This is a genomic window from Sinorhizobium terangae (assembly GCF_009601505.1).
GTDB classification, from domain to species: domain Bacteria; phylum Pseudomonadota; class Alphaproteobacteria; order Rhizobiales; family Rhizobiaceae; genus Sinorhizobium; species Sinorhizobium terangae.
On the sequence record NZ_WITC01000057.1, the window covers coordinates 279,593 to 294,924 of the forward strand.

General features: G+C 62.6%; 12 protein-coding genes and 1 pseudogene. 6 read left to right on the forward strand and 7 right to left on the reverse strand.

What is annotated here, in order from left to right; all coding sequences use genetic code 11:
* The 6 genes and pseudogenes from GHK62_RS15305 to GHK62_RS15330 form a co-directional block, all read right to left on the reverse strand.
* Window positions 1–459, reverse strand: a complete 459-nt coding sequence (locus tag GHK62_RS15305) for a nitrate reductase cytochrome c-type subunit (RefSeq protein ID WP_380786594.1) — start codon at window positions 457–459, stop codon at window positions 1–3.
* Window positions 460–476: 17 nt separating this feature from the next.
* Window positions 477–2,981: a periplasmic nitrate reductase subunit alpha gene (gene napA, locus GHK62_RS15310; RefSeq protein ID WP_153439996.1), complete on the reverse strand. Its 2,505-nt coding sequence runs from the start codon at window positions 2,979–2,981 to the stop codon at window positions 477–479.
* Window positions 2,956–3,243 carry a chaperone NapD gene (locus GHK62_RS15315; protein ID WP_153439997.1) on the reverse strand — a complete coding sequence of 96 codons (288 nt, stop codon included), beginning with the start codon at window positions 3,241–3,243 and terminating at the stop codon, window positions 2,956–2,958. The genes napA and GHK62_RS15315 overlap by 26 nt, the downstream gene beginning before the upstream one ends.
* On the reverse strand, window positions 3,236–3,736 hold the full coding sequence (locus GHK62_RS15320; RefSeq protein WP_153439998.1) for a ferredoxin-type protein NapF: 501 nt from the start codon (window positions 3,734–3,736) through the stop codon (window positions 3,236–3,238). The genes GHK62_RS15315 and GHK62_RS15320 overlap by 8 nt, the downstream gene beginning before the upstream one ends.
* Window positions 3,737–3,744: 8 nt before the next feature.
* A complete protein-coding gene (napE, locus tag GHK62_RS15325) occupies window positions 3,745–3,939 on the reverse strand; it encodes a periplasmic nitrate reductase, NapE protein (RefSeq protein ID WP_327791022.1) in 195 nt (64 codons plus the stop codon).
* 319 nt (window positions 3,940–4,258) lie between these two features.
* A pseudogene (locus GHK62_RS15330) lies at window positions 4,259–4,700 on the reverse strand (pseudoazurin).
* A gap of 319 nt (window positions 4,701–5,019) precedes the next feature.
* Here GHK62_RS15330 and GHK62_RS15335 point away from each other — a divergent pair.
* From GHK62_RS15335 to GHK62_RS15350, 4 genes are all read left to right on the forward strand, one after another.
* Entirely contained in the window at window positions 5,020–5,628 is a 609-nt protein-coding gene (locus GHK62_RS15335) for a TetR/AcrR family transcriptional regulator (protein WP_153440000.1), read from the forward strand.
* Between the two features lie 51 nt (window positions 5,629–5,679).
* A complete protein-coding gene (locus GHK62_RS15340; protein ID WP_153440001.1) occupies window positions 5,680–6,825 on the forward strand; it encodes an efflux RND transporter periplasmic adaptor subunit in 1,146 nt (381 codons plus the stop codon).
* Between the two features lie 35 nt (window positions 6,826–6,860).
* On the forward strand, window positions 6,861–10,013 hold the full coding sequence (locus tag GHK62_RS15345) for an efflux RND transporter permease subunit (RefSeq protein ID WP_153440002.1): 3,153 nt from the start codon (window positions 6,861–6,863) through the stop codon (window positions 10,011–10,013).
* Window positions 10,014–10,715: 702 nt separating this feature from the next.
* The gene (locus GHK62_RS15350) at window positions 10,716–12,776 is read left to right on the forward strand and encodes an ATP-dependent helicase (RefSeq protein ID WP_153440003.1); all 2,061 of its coding nucleotides are present in this window, start codon (window positions 10,716–10,718) and stop codon (window positions 12,774–12,776) included.
* Window positions 12,777–12,847: 71 nt separating this feature from the next.
* On the opposite strand, the gene GHK62_RS15355 is transcribed toward GHK62_RS15350, so the two are convergent.
* Entirely contained in the window at window positions 12,848–13,279 is a 432-nt protein-coding gene (locus tag GHK62_RS15355; protein WP_153440004.1) for an EF-hand domain-containing protein, read from the reverse strand.
* A 340-nt stretch (window positions 13,280–13,619) separates the two neighbouring features.
* On the opposite strand from GHK62_RS15355, the gene nuoH reads away from it, so the two are divergent.
* Window positions 13,620–14,606 (forward strand): NADH-quinone oxidoreductase subunit NuoH, encoded by a 987-nt coding sequence (gene nuoH, locus GHK62_RS15360; protein WP_153440005.1) that lies wholly within the window; start codon window positions 13,620–13,622, stop codon window positions 14,604–14,606.
* Window positions 14,607–14,722: 116 nt separating this feature from the next.
* Window positions 14,723–15,289, forward strand: coding sequence for an NADH-quinone oxidoreductase subunit I (locus GHK62_RS15365; protein WP_153440006.1), 567 nt, complete (start codon window positions 14,723–14,725; stop codon window positions 15,287–15,289).
* Window positions 15,290–15,332 lie beyond the last annotated feature (43 nt).

Below are 15,332 nucleotides of genomic sequence, written 5' to 3' on the forward strand. Positions count from 1 at the left end.
TCACTCGCTCCCCGCGGGCTTGACGCCCAGCTCGCTCATATCCTTGAAGGTATTGCCGACGAGCGGCTTGACGTTCGCCTGCGGCACGTGGCAGGCGGTGCAGAAGTAGCGCCGTGGCGACACGTCCGCGAGCATCTGGCCTTCACGCGTCATATAATGGGTGACGCTGATCATCGGCGCACCCGACTCCTCGGTAAGCTCGCGCTTGTGGCAGGAGAGGCAGCGGTTGGTGTTGACCGAAAGCTGATAGCCCTCGATCGAGTGCGGGATCACCGGCGGCTGGTCAGGATAATTGCGCTCCTTGCGAACGTCATCGACCACCCATTTCGGTATCGGGGGCGCCCCTGGCTCGGTCATCTCCTGCGGGGGACCGGAGAGTTCCGGCACCCTTTCTTCGGGCGCCATCTGGGCGATCGCCGCGCTGCTGACGAACAGCAGCGCGAGCAGCGCACCAAACATCCATACGGGGCTTCGCATCATGCGACAGAGACGATCTTGACCGCGCATTTCTTGAAATCCGTCTGTTTGGAGATGGGATCGGTGGCATCCAGCGTCACCTTGTTGATGAGCTTGCTGGCGTCGAACCAGGGGACGAAGATGACGCCCGGCGGCATGCGATTGCGGCCGCGCGTCTCGACGCGGGCACGGATCTCGCCGCGCCGGGAAATGATCCTGACCTCGGCACCCTGATTGAGGTTGCGCTTGCGTGCGTCGTCAGCATTCACGAAACAGACGGCGCCCGGGAAGGCCCGGTACAGTTCCGGCACCCGCATCGTCATCGATCCGGAATGCCAATGTTCGAGCACGCGACCGGTGACGAGCCAGATATCGAATTCCTCGTCCGGCGACTCGGCCGGAGGCTCGTAGGGAACGGCGAGGATCACCGCCCTGCCGTCCGGACGGCCGTAGAACTTCACGTCCTCGCCCGGCTTCACATAGGGGTCGTAGCCCTCGCGGTAGCGCCAGAGCGTCTCCTTGCCGTCGACCACGGGCCAGCGCAGGCCGCGCACCTCGTGGTAGCGGTCATAGGGCGCGAGGTCGTGTCCATGGCCGCGCCCGAAGGAGGCATATTCCTCGAACAAGCCCTTCTGGATGTAGAAGCCGAAGGCCTCGGCTTCCCGGTTCGCGTAGTCCTTGTTGATCTCGCTCGCGGCGAAACGATCGACATTGCCGTTCTTGAAGAGCACGTCGTAGAGCGTCTTGCCGCGATAGCCGGGATTGGCGTCGAGGGTTTCCGCGGGCCACACCTCGTCGGTGGTGAAGCGCTTGGAGAACTCCACCATCTGCCAGAGATCGGAACGCGCCTCGCCGGGCGCATTGACGAGTTGGTGCCATACGTGTGTGCGCCGCTCGGCATTGCCGTAAGCGCCCTCCTTCTCCACCCACATCGCGGCCGGCAGAATGAGGTCGGCGCTCATCGCCGTGATCGTCGGATAGACATCGGAGACGACGATGAAATTGTCGGGGTTGCGGTAGCCCTGATAGGTCTCGTTGCTGGTGTTGGGCGCCGCCTGGATGTTGTTGTTGACCTGCACCCAATAGAAATTGAGCTTGCCGTCCTTCAACATGCGGTCCTGCTCGACGGCATGGTAACCCGGCTTTTCCGGGATGATGCCGTGCGGCACCCGCCAGATTTCCTCGGCGTGCTTGCGGTGCTCGGGATTGGTCACTGTCATGTCGGCCGGCAGCCGGTGCGCGAAGGTGCCGACCTCGCGTGCCGTGCCGCAGGCCGAAGGCTGCCCGGTAAGTGAGAACGGGCTGTTGCCCGGCTCCGAAATCTTCCCCGTCAGGAGATGGAGGTTGTAGACCATGTGGTTGACCCAGACGCCGCGCACATGCTGGTTGAACCCCATGGTCCAGAGCGACATCACCTTGCGGTTCGGGTCGGCGTAAAGATCGGCCAGTTGTTCGAGGAAACCGACCTCGACCCCGGTCAGCTCCACTGTCTTGTCGAGCGTGTACTCCGAGACGAACTTCTTGAAGTCCTCGAAAGTGCTCGGCGTCATCTTGGCGGCGTCCTTGGCGTTCACTGCCTTGACCTCGAGCGGATTGTCCGGCCTCAGGCCGTAGCCGATGTCGGTCGCGCCGACCATGAAGGTCGTGTGCTTGTCGACAAACTCCTGATTGACGCGCCCCGTTTGAATGATGTGGTTGGCGATGTAATTGAGGATCGCGAGATCCGTGCCCGGCTTGAAGACGATCGGGATGTCGGCGAGGTCCATGCTGCGGTGGGTGAAGGTCGACAACACCGCCACCTTGACATGCTCCTGCCCCAGCCGGCGATCCGCAAGCCGCGTCCACAGGATCGGGTGCATCTCCGCCATGTTCGAGCCCCAGAGGACAAAGGCGTCGGCATGCTCGAAATCGTCGTAGCATCCCATCGGCTCGTCCATGCCGAAGGTGCGCATGAAGGCATAGGCGGCGGACGCCATGCAATGGCGGGCATTGGGGTCGAGATTGTTGGAGCGGAAGCCGGCGCGCATCAGTTTCGTCGCCGCATAGCCCTCGAAGATCGTCCACTGCCCGGATCCGAACATGCCGACAGCCGTTGGCCCCTTTTCCTTCAGGACTCTCTTCGCCTGCTCGGCCATCACGTCGAAGGCCTCGTCCCAGCTCACCGGTTCGAACTCGCCGTCCTTGGCAAAGGCGCCGTTCCGCTTGCGCAGAAGCGGCGTCTTTAGCCGGTCGGCGCCATACATGATCTTCGAGAGGAAGTAGCCCTTGATGCAGTTGAGGCCGCGATTGACCTCCGCCTGCATATCGCCATGGGTGGCAACGACCTGGCCTTCCTTGACGCCCACCATCACGCCGCAGCCGGTGCCGCAGAAGCGGCACGGCGCCTTCGACCATTTTATCTGCAGTGCTTCGACACCGCCCGGCACCGGCTGTGCCGCGGCGGGGAGCGCAATGCCCGCGGTCGCCGCCGCTATGCCGGCCGCATGGGCCTTGAGGATGTCACGCCGCGTCAGTTCGTCGGTCATTGCCGATCGTCTCCTCTTTCTCGACATGCTCGAACACCATGTTGGCCGCGACCACGCCTTCGAGCGTAGAAACCTGCGACAGGCACTCGCCGAGCATGCCCGTGCTCGTTCCTTCGATGACCACCACGATCTTGCCGCCCTGGTGGCCGTGCACCTCGACATTGTTCATGCCGGAAAGCGCCGCCAGAACCTTGTCCTCCATCGCCGGAACGGCGACGATGACGGCGCTCGAGATATGATATTCGCTCGGTTTGTCAGGCATTGGCGCCTTCCTGATGTCGCGCAGAGACGTGAACGGCGCCGACCGGACAGATGCTGACGCAGGCGCCGCAGCCGCTGCAGGCGTCTTCATCGACGACCGGCAGGAAAGGCCCGCCGATCCGCGGCTGGAAGCGGATCGCCTGTTTCGGACAACTGTCGCGGCAGGACTGACAGGCGACATTGTTCTTCGCCAGGCAAGGATCGGCGATCGCCGCCACATGGGCAAAGCGCGTTACCTCGGCAAGCTGGAAGACCGGCTCCGGACAGGCGCGCCGGCACTCACCGCAGAAGGTGCACTCGCCAATGGAAAAATCGAGCGACGGCCGGTTGCCGGCAAGGCTGATGATATGCGTAGGACAGGCGTCCACGCAGCGGCCGCAACCGGTGCAGGCGGCGAGGCTCTCGGGCGTCACGCCCGGCGGACAGATCCGTTCGGGCCGAGACGCGCCGCGTCCGAAGAGCAGGTCTCGTCTGGAAGTCGTCGCAACCGCCATGACAAGCCTCAATGCGGCGCCGGCGGCGGACCGGGCGGTCCGAAGACGAGCTGAAACATCCAGACCAGGAAGCCATAGCCGCCGACGACAGCGACGGCGAGCAGCGGCCAGATGCCGAAGGCCAGCACCAGAAATGTCAGAAGTTCGCGTCGTCGGGATGGCGGCGGTGGCGCCGTCACCTGCTGAGGAGATAACTCTGACACGCTAACGTCCCCCGTTGATGCACTCGCCAACATAGTAACAATCCTTGACGGGAAAGAAAGGAAAATAAACTAAACTCTTTTCCTCAAGAACAGAGATAACATCTGTCAATTCAATGGGATATATTACCCGGGCAAAATATCGGGTTTCTCTTGGAGTGAGCGTCTGCAGCATTTCGCATTTTCGAAAAAATGCATATCCTACAACGCCAGCGCGTGGAAACATCGATTGCGGCACCGAAGAAAGGCCGATGGGGCGTGGCGCCGCATCGGCCTTTATCATTCTGCCAGAATGTCGCCCGCTATCGACGGGCGCCGCCGCTTACAATGCCAGAGCCGCAAGGGCGGCATCGAGGCGCTCCTGCGCCTTCTTCGGGTTCTTCGCCCCCTTCACCACGTCGATTGGCCGGGCTGTCGCCGACCTGCACGACGCCGATCATGCCCATGCCGTAATGCGGCGGGCACTTCACGCCATAGAGGCCCGGCGTGGTGAACGTGACCTTGTAGTTCTCGTTGACCTTGCTCTTCAGCGCTTCGGCGCCATCCGGCAGCATGCCCTTGATCGTCTCGACATTGTGGCCCTTGTCGGTCGGGATGAAGGTCACGGTATCGCCTGCGGCGATCTTCAGCGAAGCCGGCTCGAAGACCATTACGCCGTCCTTGCCCTTGTTGAGCATGCGCACTTCAAAGTCCGCCGCAAGCGCGGGCGTGGTGATCAGCATTGCCGCTGCCGCGAGCCCAAGGCCCTTCTTCATCATTGTCAGCATTTCATCTTCTCCGTTGAACCTACCGGACCCCTGCCCGTGGTTGTCGCTCCCGGAAATAGGCCGATGCCGACCTGTCGACTTTGACGCGCGTCAAATAACGCGCACATGACAGCCGATTGCCGCAGCCTTCTTGTTACCGCGTGCACCTGAACTTCGACATGATCGTCGGTGCCTTGCGGCCCTTCCGACCCCGACATCTGCGCCGCGAACCCGATTTTAGGCGGGAGTTCCGTCGTCGAGGATCATTGACAGGTTACGTTTGTCGGATTAATACTGACGAAATTCGAAAATCGTCACTCGTAATTCGTGAGAAGAAATGAGCGAACTCGCAGACACCGGCGTCGATGCAACCAGACAGGAAAACGTGACGCGGATCCTCGATACCGCCGAGCGGCTGTTTAGGCATTACGGCTACAGCAAGACAAATGTGGCCGACATCGCCCGCGACCTCGAAATGTCACCGGCCAATATCTACCGCTTCTTCGCTTCGAAGACGGAGATCCACCAGGCGCTTTGCGCGCGCATGCTGGCCGCGAGCTACCAGCAGGCCTTCGAGACCTCCCGCCTCCCGTTGAGCGCCTCCGAGCGGCTGCGGCGCTATGCGCAGGGGCAGCACAAGATGACGGTCGAGACCATGCTCGACGAGAAGAAAGTCCACGAAATGGTCGTAGTCGCGATCGAGCGGGACTGGCACGTCATCGAAAAGCACATCGACCGTATGGATGGGTTGCTGGCCGAGATCATCCGCGACGGCATCAAGGCCGGCGAATTCGCCGATCAGGATCCGGAAAAGGCCGCGCGCTGCTTCGGCGCCAGTATCGTCACGCTCTGTCATCCGCAGATCGTGGCCCAGTGTCTCGCGAAGGAAAACCGCGCGACTCCCGAAGAGCTGATCGAATTCGCGATCAGAGCGCTGAAGAAATAATCGAACCATACTCGAGCCGCGTGGCGGCAGACAGGATCAGGAGTGCCAGAGATGTTTTCACCAAAGGCCCTCGCAATGAGAACCCCGGTCGCCGCCAAGCTCGCGGCCGCGTTTGCCATCGCCGTCGCCCTCTCCGCCTGCTCGGAAGAGAAGGTGGAGACCAAGGAGATCATCCGGCCAGTCAAGGTCGTCGAGATCGCCGCCGCCGGCAATCAGCGCGAGCTCGACTATTCCGGTTCGGTGAAGGCGCGCACGGAGATGAATCTCGGCTTCCGTGTGGGCGGCAAGATCACTGAAAGGCTTGTCAATATCGGCGACCGGGTAAAGCCGGGCGACCTGCTCGCGCGCATCGACCCGACCGATTACGAGCTCGCCGTCAAAAGCGCCGAGGCAAGCCTCGCTGCCGCCGAAAAGCAGGTGGAAACGACGGCGCTCACCAAGATGCGGGCCGAGCAGCTCTTCACCAGGGAATTCTCGTCCAAGGCTGAGCTCGACCAGGCGACGCTTCTCTACGATCAGGCGGTCTCCACGCGGGACGCCGCCGCCTCCTCGCTCGACCAGGCCAGGAACCAGGTCATCTACACGGATCTGAAGTCCGACCAGAACGGCATCGTCACCGCGATCAATGCCGACATCGGCCAGGTCGTCGGTACCGGCACGCCGGTCGTGACCGTCGCCGTCGATGGCGAGAAAGAAGTGCAGATCGCGGTGCCCGAGATGGATATATCCGAGTTCAAACCGGGCAAGACGGTCAAGGCGCGCTTCTGGTCGGACGAAGCGCTTGTGCTCGACGGCAAGGTGCGCGAGGTTTCCGGCAGCGCCGACCAGCAGTCGCGGACCTTTTCCGTGCGCGTCAGCCTGCCGACAGACCCGCGCGTGCTGCTGGGCATGACCGCCACGATCGAGGCGGTCGCCGCCAATGCCGGGCCGTCGGTCTCCATCCCGCTGAGCGCGCTTGCCGAAAAGGACGGGCGGAAGCTCGTCTGGGTGGTCAATCGCGACAGCTCGACGGTGCATGCGCGCGACGTGAAACTCGGCGAATTCACCGGCGATGGCATCCGCGTCGCCGAAGGGCTTCAGCCGGGTGATCTCGTCGTTGCCGCCGGCACGCAATTCATGACGGAAGACCTGAAGGTGAAGCTGCCGGCGGCCGAACAACAGTCAGCGCTTGCCGAAACCGGCGAAGTCCTTCGCTAACCCTCTCCATTTACCGATAGAACGGAACGACGGCCATGCACGCCTCCACTGAGGACAGGAAACTGTTCAACCTTTCGCGCTGGGCGATCGGCCACCCGAGCATCGCGCGCTTTCTTTTCGCGCTGATCATCATCACCGGCGCGCTTGGCCTCGTACGCATGGGCCAGCGCGAAGATCCGGAATTCACCTTCCGTGTCATGGTCATCCAGGCCGTCTGGCCGGGCGCATCGATCGAGGAGATGCAGGACCAGGTCGTCAACAAGATCGAGCGCAAGCTGCAGGAAACGCCGCACCTCGATTTCGTGCGCTCCTACACACGCGCCGGCAGCGCCATCATCACGCTGCAGGTCGAAGGCGACACCAATGCCGAAGAGGTGGCCGACGCCTTCTACCAGGTGCGCAAGAAAGTCGGCGACATCGCCAACGAGCTGCCGGAAGGGCTGCTCGGCCCCTATTTCAACGACGAGTTCGGCGACACCTTCATCACGCTCCATTCGATCAGTGGCGACGGCTACAGCTATCCCGAACTGAAGAAGTTCGCGATCCAGGGCCGTGACATGCTGCTGACGACGCCCGGTGTAGAGAAAGTGTCGATCATCGGCGACCAGCCGGAGAAGATCTATATCGACGTCTCTTCCAAGGCGCTCGCAGAACGCGGGCTGACGCTCAACGATCTGCGCAGCGCGATTGTCGGCCAGAACAATGTCGATCTCGCCGGCTCCGTCGATACCGGCACGCGCTCCGTCCGCATTTCGGTCGAAGGCGGCGTCGATCGGGCCGAGGATATCCGCCAGCTGAGATTGCGCGCCGGTAACCAGGTCATCCGGCTCGGCGACATCGCGACCGTTACCTCGGGACTGGAGGACCCTTACTCGCGCAAGTTCCGCTTCAACGGTCACGACGGCGTCCAGATCGGCGTGGTCATGGCGAAGGGCTACAACGTCACCGACGTCGGCAAGGCTGTGGAAGCGACTTATGAACGCTTCGAGTCCGCGCTCCCCTACGGCGTTTCTGTTGACCAGATTGCTAACCAGCCGGAAGTGGTGACCGACGCGATCAGCGAGTTCATGCATGCGCTCGTCGAGGCGTTGATCATCGTGCTCATCGTCTCCTTCGTGTCGATCGGCTGGCGCTCGGGCCTGGTGATCGCGATCGCCATCCCGCTCGTGCTCGCCGCCACCTTCGCGATCATGTACGAGCTCGGCATCGACCTGCAGCGCATCTCGCTCGGAGCGCTGATCATCGCGCTCGGACTGCTCGTCGACGATGCGATGATCGTGGTCGAGATGATGGAGCGCAAGCTTGAGGAAGGCCTCGTAAAAATCGAGGCGGCGAGTTTCGCCTATTCCTCGACCGCCTTCCCGATGCTGACTGGCACGCTGATCACGACCGCGGGCTTCATTCCGGTCGGCTTCGCGGAATCGACTGCGGGCGAATATGTGCGCTCGCTCTTTTATGTCGTCGGCATCGCGCTGGTGGTCTCCTGGTTCGTCGCCGTCTATTTCACGCCTTGGCTCGGCTACATGATCCTGAAGCAGCGCCACCATGCAGGCAACCATCACGACGTCTTCGACACGCGCTTTTACCGGCGCTTGCGCGCGACGGTCGGCTGGGCCGTGCGCCATCGGGTCATCGTGCTCGTCATGACGCTTGCGACCTTCATGGCAAGCCTCTGGGCGTTCCAGTTCATCCCGAAGAACTTCTTCCCGCAGTCTTCGCGGCCGGAAATCCTGGTCGATCTGTGGCTGCCCGAAGGAACCAGCATCAAGGAGGTCGAGAAGCAGGCCAAGGCGCTCGAGGCCCGGATGATGGACGACGAGGACAAGCGCTTCATCGCCACCTATATCGGTGAAGGCGCGCCGCGCTTCTTCCTGCCGCTCGACCAGCAGCTTCGCAATCCGAATTTCGCCCAGCTCCTCGTCATGGCGAAGGACGAGCCGGCCCGCGAACGGCTGATTACAAAGCTGCGCACGGTTCTCGCCGAAGACTTCCCGTCGATCCGCGCCAAGGTCGACCGGCTGTTCCTCGGCCCGCCGACCGGCTGGCCCGTGCAGTTGCGCGTGATGGGTCCGGACCGCGCCGAAGTGCGCCGCATCGCCGATGAGGTGAAGGCGAAGTTCAATGAAAACCCGCTGCTCGGTGCAGTTCACGACGACTGGCTGGAGCCGGTGCCGGCGATGAAGCTGGTGATCGACCAGGACCGCGCGCGGGCGCTGGGCGTCACCTCGCAACGTATCCGCCAGATGCTGCAGGCATCGATGTCCGGCGTGCCGCTCGACAATTTCCGCGATGGTGAGGAAACCGTCTCGATCGTCGCGCGGGAGCCGGACGGCAATCGCCAGCTGCTTTCGGCCGTCAACTCGGTCTATGTCCCGACCGATTTCGGCGGCTTCGTGCCCGTCTCGCAGGTCGCCAAGGTCGTCCCGGTCATGGAACAAGGCATCGAGTGGCGCCGCGACCGCCTGCCGACGATCACGGTCCGCGCGACGCTCCCCGACGGCGTGCAGTCGAACGACGTGACGGTGAAGCTCTATGATGAGCTTCAGGGCCTGAGAGACAGCCTTGCTCCCGGCTACAAGATCGAAGTCCAGGGCGGTGCCGAAGACAGCGCCGAAAGCCAGGCCTCGATCGCCGCCAAGGCGCCGATCATGCTGGTCGTGATCGTCGTGCTGCTGATGGCGCAGCTCCAGCACTTCGGCAAGGCGATGCTGGTGCTCGCGACCGGCCCGCTCGGCATCATCGGTGCTGCCGCGGCACTGCTCATCAGCGGCGCGCCCTTCGGCTTCGTCGCGATCCTCGGCGTCATCGCGCTCCTCGGCATCATCATCCGCAACTCGATCATCCTCGTCGACCAGATCGATCAGGACATCGCGGCCGGCATGGAGCGCGCCGAGGCGATCATCGGCGCGGCGGTCCGCCGCTTCCGTCCGATCATGCTCACCGCACTGACGGCAGTGCTGGCGCTGATCCCGATCTCGCGCGGCGTGTTCTGGGGTCCGCTCGCCTACGCCATGATGGGCGGCATCCTCGTTGCGACGGTGCTCACGATCCTGGTGCTGCCGGCCGGCTACGCTCTGTTCTTCGGCCGCGAGCCGAAGTCGCGGAAGACGGAGCCGGAAGCAGCAACGCCGCAAGACGACGCGGTCGAGGAGCGCGAGGGTTTTGCAACGCCGATCGCGGCGGAGTAAGCTCTAGGTCGCGTGGGAACGGCCTTCAGGTCGAAGCCGTCCCGGCAGGCATGCAAAGGCCGAAGTCACAAACCTGCCTCGCAGATTGCAGGGACCTGCGCCGCCGGCAGGTCTCTCGCGCGGCAACCGCGGTTTGACGCGCGGCGGCCATGCGTTGATGAATGACGATGCGGCATCGGAGAGGAATCGACTTGGCACCGCCCGGGGAAGCCGCGGAATGCGCCTCGACCCTGGAGACGCTGCCCGAATGGTATGTGCTCGTTGCCAAGTGCGGGAAGTGCCTGCACCAGGCTCCCATTGATCGTCGCCAGATTGCCCGAAGGCGCGGTGGCCGCACGTCCCTGATGGCCATCGCAGGCATGCTGCAATGTCGGCGATGCGGAAACGCCGAGGGAAATGATCTGTTGCTCGGCAGGCTGCCGCGCGATTGAGGTCGGGAAGATACGTGCACGCATGTCGGTTCCGCCCAATGCGGCGAAGGAGGGCTGGCCCTTGAGACAACGGCCTGCCGCACAATGGCAGCAAGTCAGGGGGTGACCACGACCTTCATGCGTCTTCAAAAGCCGTGCGGCGCTGCCGAAATGTTCATTTGCTGGGGGCTTTTGCCACTCTTGTCCTTTTTCAGCTTGACCTCACCCGCCGCCGACGGCGATCTGCTATGTGCAGAGCCGGACTCATTGCGGAACGAACGTGACAGGGCGAATGAGCGCAGCTTACCTTGAAAAACTGAACGACAGGCAGCGCAGTGCCGTCGAGCATGGCATCGGACCGGACCACGGCCTTGTCGGCGGACCATTGCTGATCATTGCCGGAGCGGGATCGGGGAAGACCAACACGCTGGCCCACCGGGTCGCTCACCTCATCGTCAATGGAGCCGATCCCCGCCGCATCCTTCTGATGACCTTTTCACGCAGGGCCGCCGCTGAAATGTCGCGCCGAGTCGAGCGCATCTGTACCCAGGTGCTTGGTGCCGGCTCCGGCGTGATGACGGACGCCCTCGCCTGGGCCGGAACCTTTCACGGCATCGGGGCGCGCCTGCTCAGGATCTACGCCGAACAGATCGGCCTGAACGTGGATTTCACCATCCATGACCGCGAGGACAGCGCCGACCTGATGAACCTCGTCCGGCACGAGCTCGGATTCTCGAAAACCGAAAGCAGGTTTCCGACGAAGGGCACGTGCCTGGCGATCTATTCGCGGACGGTGAATTCGCAGACGCCGCTGAACGATGTGCTGCGGAACTGGTACCCTTGGGTTTCCGGCTGGGAGAGCCAGTTGAAGGCGCTGTTCGCCGGATACGTCGAAGCCAAGCAGGCGCAGAACGTTCTCGATTACGACGACCTGCTTCTTTATTGGGCGCAGATGGTGAGCGACCCGTTGCTCGCCGCCGACATCGGCGGCCGGTTCGACCATGTGCTGGTGGACGAATACCAGGACACCAACAAGCTGCAGTCCTCAGTCCTGATGGCGCTGAAGCCCGGCGGCCGCGGCCTGACGGTCGTCGGCGACGATGCCCAGTCCATCTATTCCTTTCGCGCCGCTACCGTTCGCAACATCCTCGATTTTCCCAAGGAGTTTTCCCCGCCTGCCGACGTCATCACGCTCGACCGGAACTATCGTTCGACGCAGACGATCCTCGCGGCTGCCAATGGCGTCATCGAGCTTGCACGCGAGCGCTTCACCAAGAATCTCTGGACGGACAGACAGTCGGCCGAGCGTCCGAAGCTGCTGACGGTCAGGGACGAGAGCGATCAGGCGAACTATATCGTCGAGCAGGTCCTCGCCAACCGCGAGACCGGAATGCGTTTGAAGCAGCAGGCCGTCCTGTTCCGTGCCTCGAACCACAGCGGCCCCCTTGAGGTGGAACTCACCCGTCGCAACATTCCCTTCGTGAAGTTCGGCGGCCTGAAATTCCTCGACTCGGCCCATGTGAAGGACATGCTTGCGGTGCTGCGTTTCGCCCAGAACCCGCGTGACCGCGTCGCCGGATTTAGGCTGCTTCAGATGCTCCCCGGAATCGGCCCGCAAACCGCCGGCAAGATCCTGGACGCGATTGCGGCCGACCCCGAACCGCTGATGACGCTTGCCGAAATCCCTTCCCCGCCGAAAAGCGGGGACGACTGGGTGCGCCTCGTAGAATTGCTGCAGGGTCTCCGCAGGTCCGGATGGCCTGCGGAAATCGCCATGGTGCGCACCTGGTACGAGCCGCATCTCGACCGCATCCACGAGGACGCCGAGACCCGGAAGGCCGACCTTCTGCAACTTGAACAGATCGCTTCCGGCTATCCGAGCCGCGAGCGTTTTCTGACCGAACTGACGCTCGATCCACCGGATGCGACCAGCGACCAGGCGGGCGTGCCGCTCCTCGACGAAGACTATCTGATCCTGTCGACAATCCATTCAGCCAAGGGGCAGGAATGGCGCGCCGTTTTCATGCTCAATGTGGTCGACGGCTGCATTCCGTCCGACCTCGGAACCGGGACGACGCATGATCTCGAAGAGGAGCGGCGGCTGCTCTATGTCGGCATGACGCGCGCCAAGGACAGTCTGACGCTGATGGTGCCGCAGCGCTTTTTCACCGGTGGCCAGCATGCCCAGGGCGACCGCCACGTCTATGCGAGCCGGACGCGCTTTATTCCCGCGACGCTCCTGCAATTCTTCGAAACCGGAACCTGGCCTCTGGCCAATCCGACGACCGCCGAGCGTAACGCCCAGCAGATCCGCATCGACGTCGCCGCGCGCATGCGCGACATGTGGCGATAGGGCCGGCCCGCAAAAAGCATGCGGCCCTGTAGGTGCAGCGACCGTCACCAGGGGGACGGGGTGTCCTTCGGCTAAGGCCGCAGGAATGCCTGAATCTCTTCGGTAGAAACTTTCCCGTCCTTGTTGGCATCCACCTTGTCGAAGATTCGTTTGTGGATGGCCGTCACCTCATCGAAAGAGAGGCTGCCGTCCCCGACAGCATCGGCAATGGCGAACATTATCTTCATCATGTGCCCGCGCATGGCCATCATAGGCATGCGGCCCATCATGTCCTGACCCATCATCCCTTGGCCCATCATACCCGGGCCCATCATACCCGGCTGGCCAGGCTGTTCGCTCTGCCCGGCCGCGCCGTCCGGGCTGGAAGACTGCGCCTGCGACTCGGGTGAAGGGTCGGGATGGTGCGTGTCGCTTTGGGTTGTTTGCGCGCCGGCCCCGGCAGTCATGCCAAGCGCGACAAGACCGGCAAGCATAACCGGACGCAGGAATGCATTGAGTGTCATGAGGAGTCCTCCTTCCGTGAGGGAGCGCCGTCAGAACCGCTCGAAGCCATCAGCGTTCCCAACCAATCGTTTGATAACTATTATATCCTAGGGCAGCGACAGCCCCGCGACCTTGCACTGGATCAAATTGTCGGGAAACTCGCCCATGGGAACGTTGGCTCCGGGCGCTGATGACGCTGGACCGGCGCATACCGCGGCAGCCGCGGCCGAACTGTGATGGCATTGTGTGTCGTGCGCCACCGTTGTACCGTACAGATAGACAAGCGCCCAGATTGCCAGTGCACGGCCGGCGCCAAAGTCCGGCCACGTGTTTCAACCCGTTGGATAAGCAGCCGCGGACATGGAACTTATCGTCGCTCTTGGCCTGATCGTCTTGAAGGTCGCGTTGCTGATCGCAATGCTGCTGCTCTTGCCCTTGCCGCTGACCTGGCTGGAGCGCAAGATTGCAGGCCATATGCAGCAGCGGATGGGGCCGATGCGCGTGGGGTGGCACGGGATGCTGCAACCGGTGGCGGACGGCATCAAGCTGCTCACCAAAGAGGACCACATCCCGGCCGAAGCCGACCGCTTCCTGTTCAAGCTGGCGCCGATCCTGGCGCTCGCACCGCCCTTTGTGGTGTTCGTCGCGATCCCCTTCGGCGAGACCGTCTCGGTGCTCGGCAACGAGATCTCCCTCTACGTTGCCAATATGAACGTGGCGCTGCTCTTCGTGTTCGCGGTGATCGGGCTCGAGGTTTATGGCGTCATCTTCGGCGGCTGGGCCGCGAATAGCAAATACGCGGTGCTGGGCAGCCTCAGGACCTGCGCGCAGATGATCAGCTACGAGATCCCGATGGGCTTTGCTGTCATCGGCGTGGTGATGCTGGCGCAATCCATGAGCCTTCTGGACATCGTCCGCTCTCAGGCCGATGTCTGGAACATCGTTTACCAGCCGGTCGGCTTCTTCGTATTCTTCGTCGCAGGGCTTGCTGAAGCGCAGCGCATCCCCTTCGATCTGGCGGAAGCGGAAGGCGATCTCGGGGCCGGATTCCACACCGAATACAGCGGCATCCGCTTCGCATTTTTCATGGTCAGCGAATACGTCATCATGCTGCTCGTGTCGGTCCTTTCGGTGATCCTGTTCTTCGGCGGCTGGAACGGCGTGCTGATCCCCTTACCGCCGCTCGTCTGGTTCGGGCTCAAGGTGGCGTTCTTCGTCTATCTGTTCATGTGGTTTCGCTTCACCTTCCCGCGCTATCGCTACGACCAGCTGATGGCGATCGGGTGGAAGGTCTTGCTTCCTCTGTCGATGGCGAACATAATTATTACCGGTATGGTTTTCTCCTAGGGGCCGAGAGCGGCTCCCTACAGCGTCCTGCGTCTCCGGCGCAACAAGGCCGCTGTGGTATTTTGAGAGGCCGCATAGCTTCTCCTTGATCGGAGACAGGCGGCAGCGGGGCGGCGATGTCGCGCACATGGGACAGAACTGGAACCTGGATCGGCTGGGCGTTCTTCTCCGATCTGTCGAGCGCCCTGGCGCTGACCCTTGGCTACATGTTCTCCAGAACCGTGACCATGCAGTATCCGGACAAGGAGAAATGGCTGCCCTATTCGCGTTACCGCGGTCATCACTTCCTGAAGCGTGACGACGAGGGCGAGATCAAGTGCGTGGCCTGCGAACTCTGCGCGCGGATCTGTCCCTGCGACTGCATCGAAGTCGTTCCCTACGAGGACGAGAAGGGCAACCGACGCCCGGCCAAATTCGAGATCGACACCGCCCGCTGCCTGTTCTGCGGGCTGTGCGAGGACGCCTGCCCGGCGGATGCGATCGCCCTTGGCCAACAATATGAATTCTCGAGTTTTTCCTCGCACGACCTAGTGATCGGGCGTGACGACCTGCTCGCCAAGCCCGGCAAGGCGGCGACCGGCGGCGGCGTGGTTGCCGCCCGCCTTGACACGAAAAAGGACGTTCTGGTGGAGGCGAGCGAGCCGCAGGGTTACAACTGGTGGCGAAATATCCGCCGAACGTGAACACGCCAGCTGTCAATCCCGGGGCGACCGCACGACTTCTTAA

Excerpts from the sequence above, each read along its gene's own strand:
- GHK62_RS15305 (WP_380786594.1), bottom strand. The coding sequence starts at position 459 with ATGTTTGGTGCGCTGCTCGCGCTGCTGTTCGTCAGCAGCGCGGCGATC.
- napA (WP_153439996.1), bottom strand. The coding sequence starts at position 2,981 with ATGACCGACGAACTGACGCGGCGTGACATCCTCAAGGCCCATGCGGCC.
- GHK62_RS15315 (WP_153439997.1), bottom strand. The coding sequence starts at position 3,243 with ATGCCTGACAAACCGAGCGAATATCATATCTCGAGCGCCGTCATCGTC.
- GHK62_RS15320 (WP_153439998.1), bottom strand. The coding sequence starts at position 3,736 with ATGGCGGTTGCGACGACTTCCAGACGAGACCTGCTCTTCGGACGCGGC.
- GHK62_RS15335 (WP_153440000.1), top strand. The coding sequence starts at position 5,020 with ATGAGCGAACTCGCAGACACCGGCGTCGATGCAACCAGACAGGAAAAC.
- GHK62_RS15340 (WP_153440001.1), top strand. The coding sequence starts at position 5,680 with ATGTTTTCACCAAAGGCCCTCGCAATGAGAACCCCGGTCGCCGCCAAG.
- GHK62_RS15345 (WP_153440002.1), top strand. The coding sequence starts at position 6,861 with ATGCACGCCTCCACTGAGGACAGGAAACTGTTCAACCTTTCGCGCTGG.
- GHK62_RS15350 (WP_153440003.1), top strand. The coding sequence starts at position 10,716 with ATGAGCGCAGCTTACCTTGAAAAACTGAACGACAGGCAGCGCAGTGCC.
- GHK62_RS15355 (WP_153440004.1), bottom strand. The coding sequence starts at position 13,279 with ATGACACTCAATGCATTCCTGCGTCCGGTTATGCTTGCCGGTCTTGTC.
- nuoH (WP_153440005.1), top strand. The coding sequence starts at position 13,620 with ATGGAACTTATCGTCGCTCTTGGCCTGATCGTCTTGAAGGTCGCGTTG.
- GHK62_RS15365 (WP_153440006.1), top strand. The coding sequence starts at position 14,723 with ATGTCGCGCACATGGGACAGAACTGGAACCTGGATCGGCTGGGCGTTC.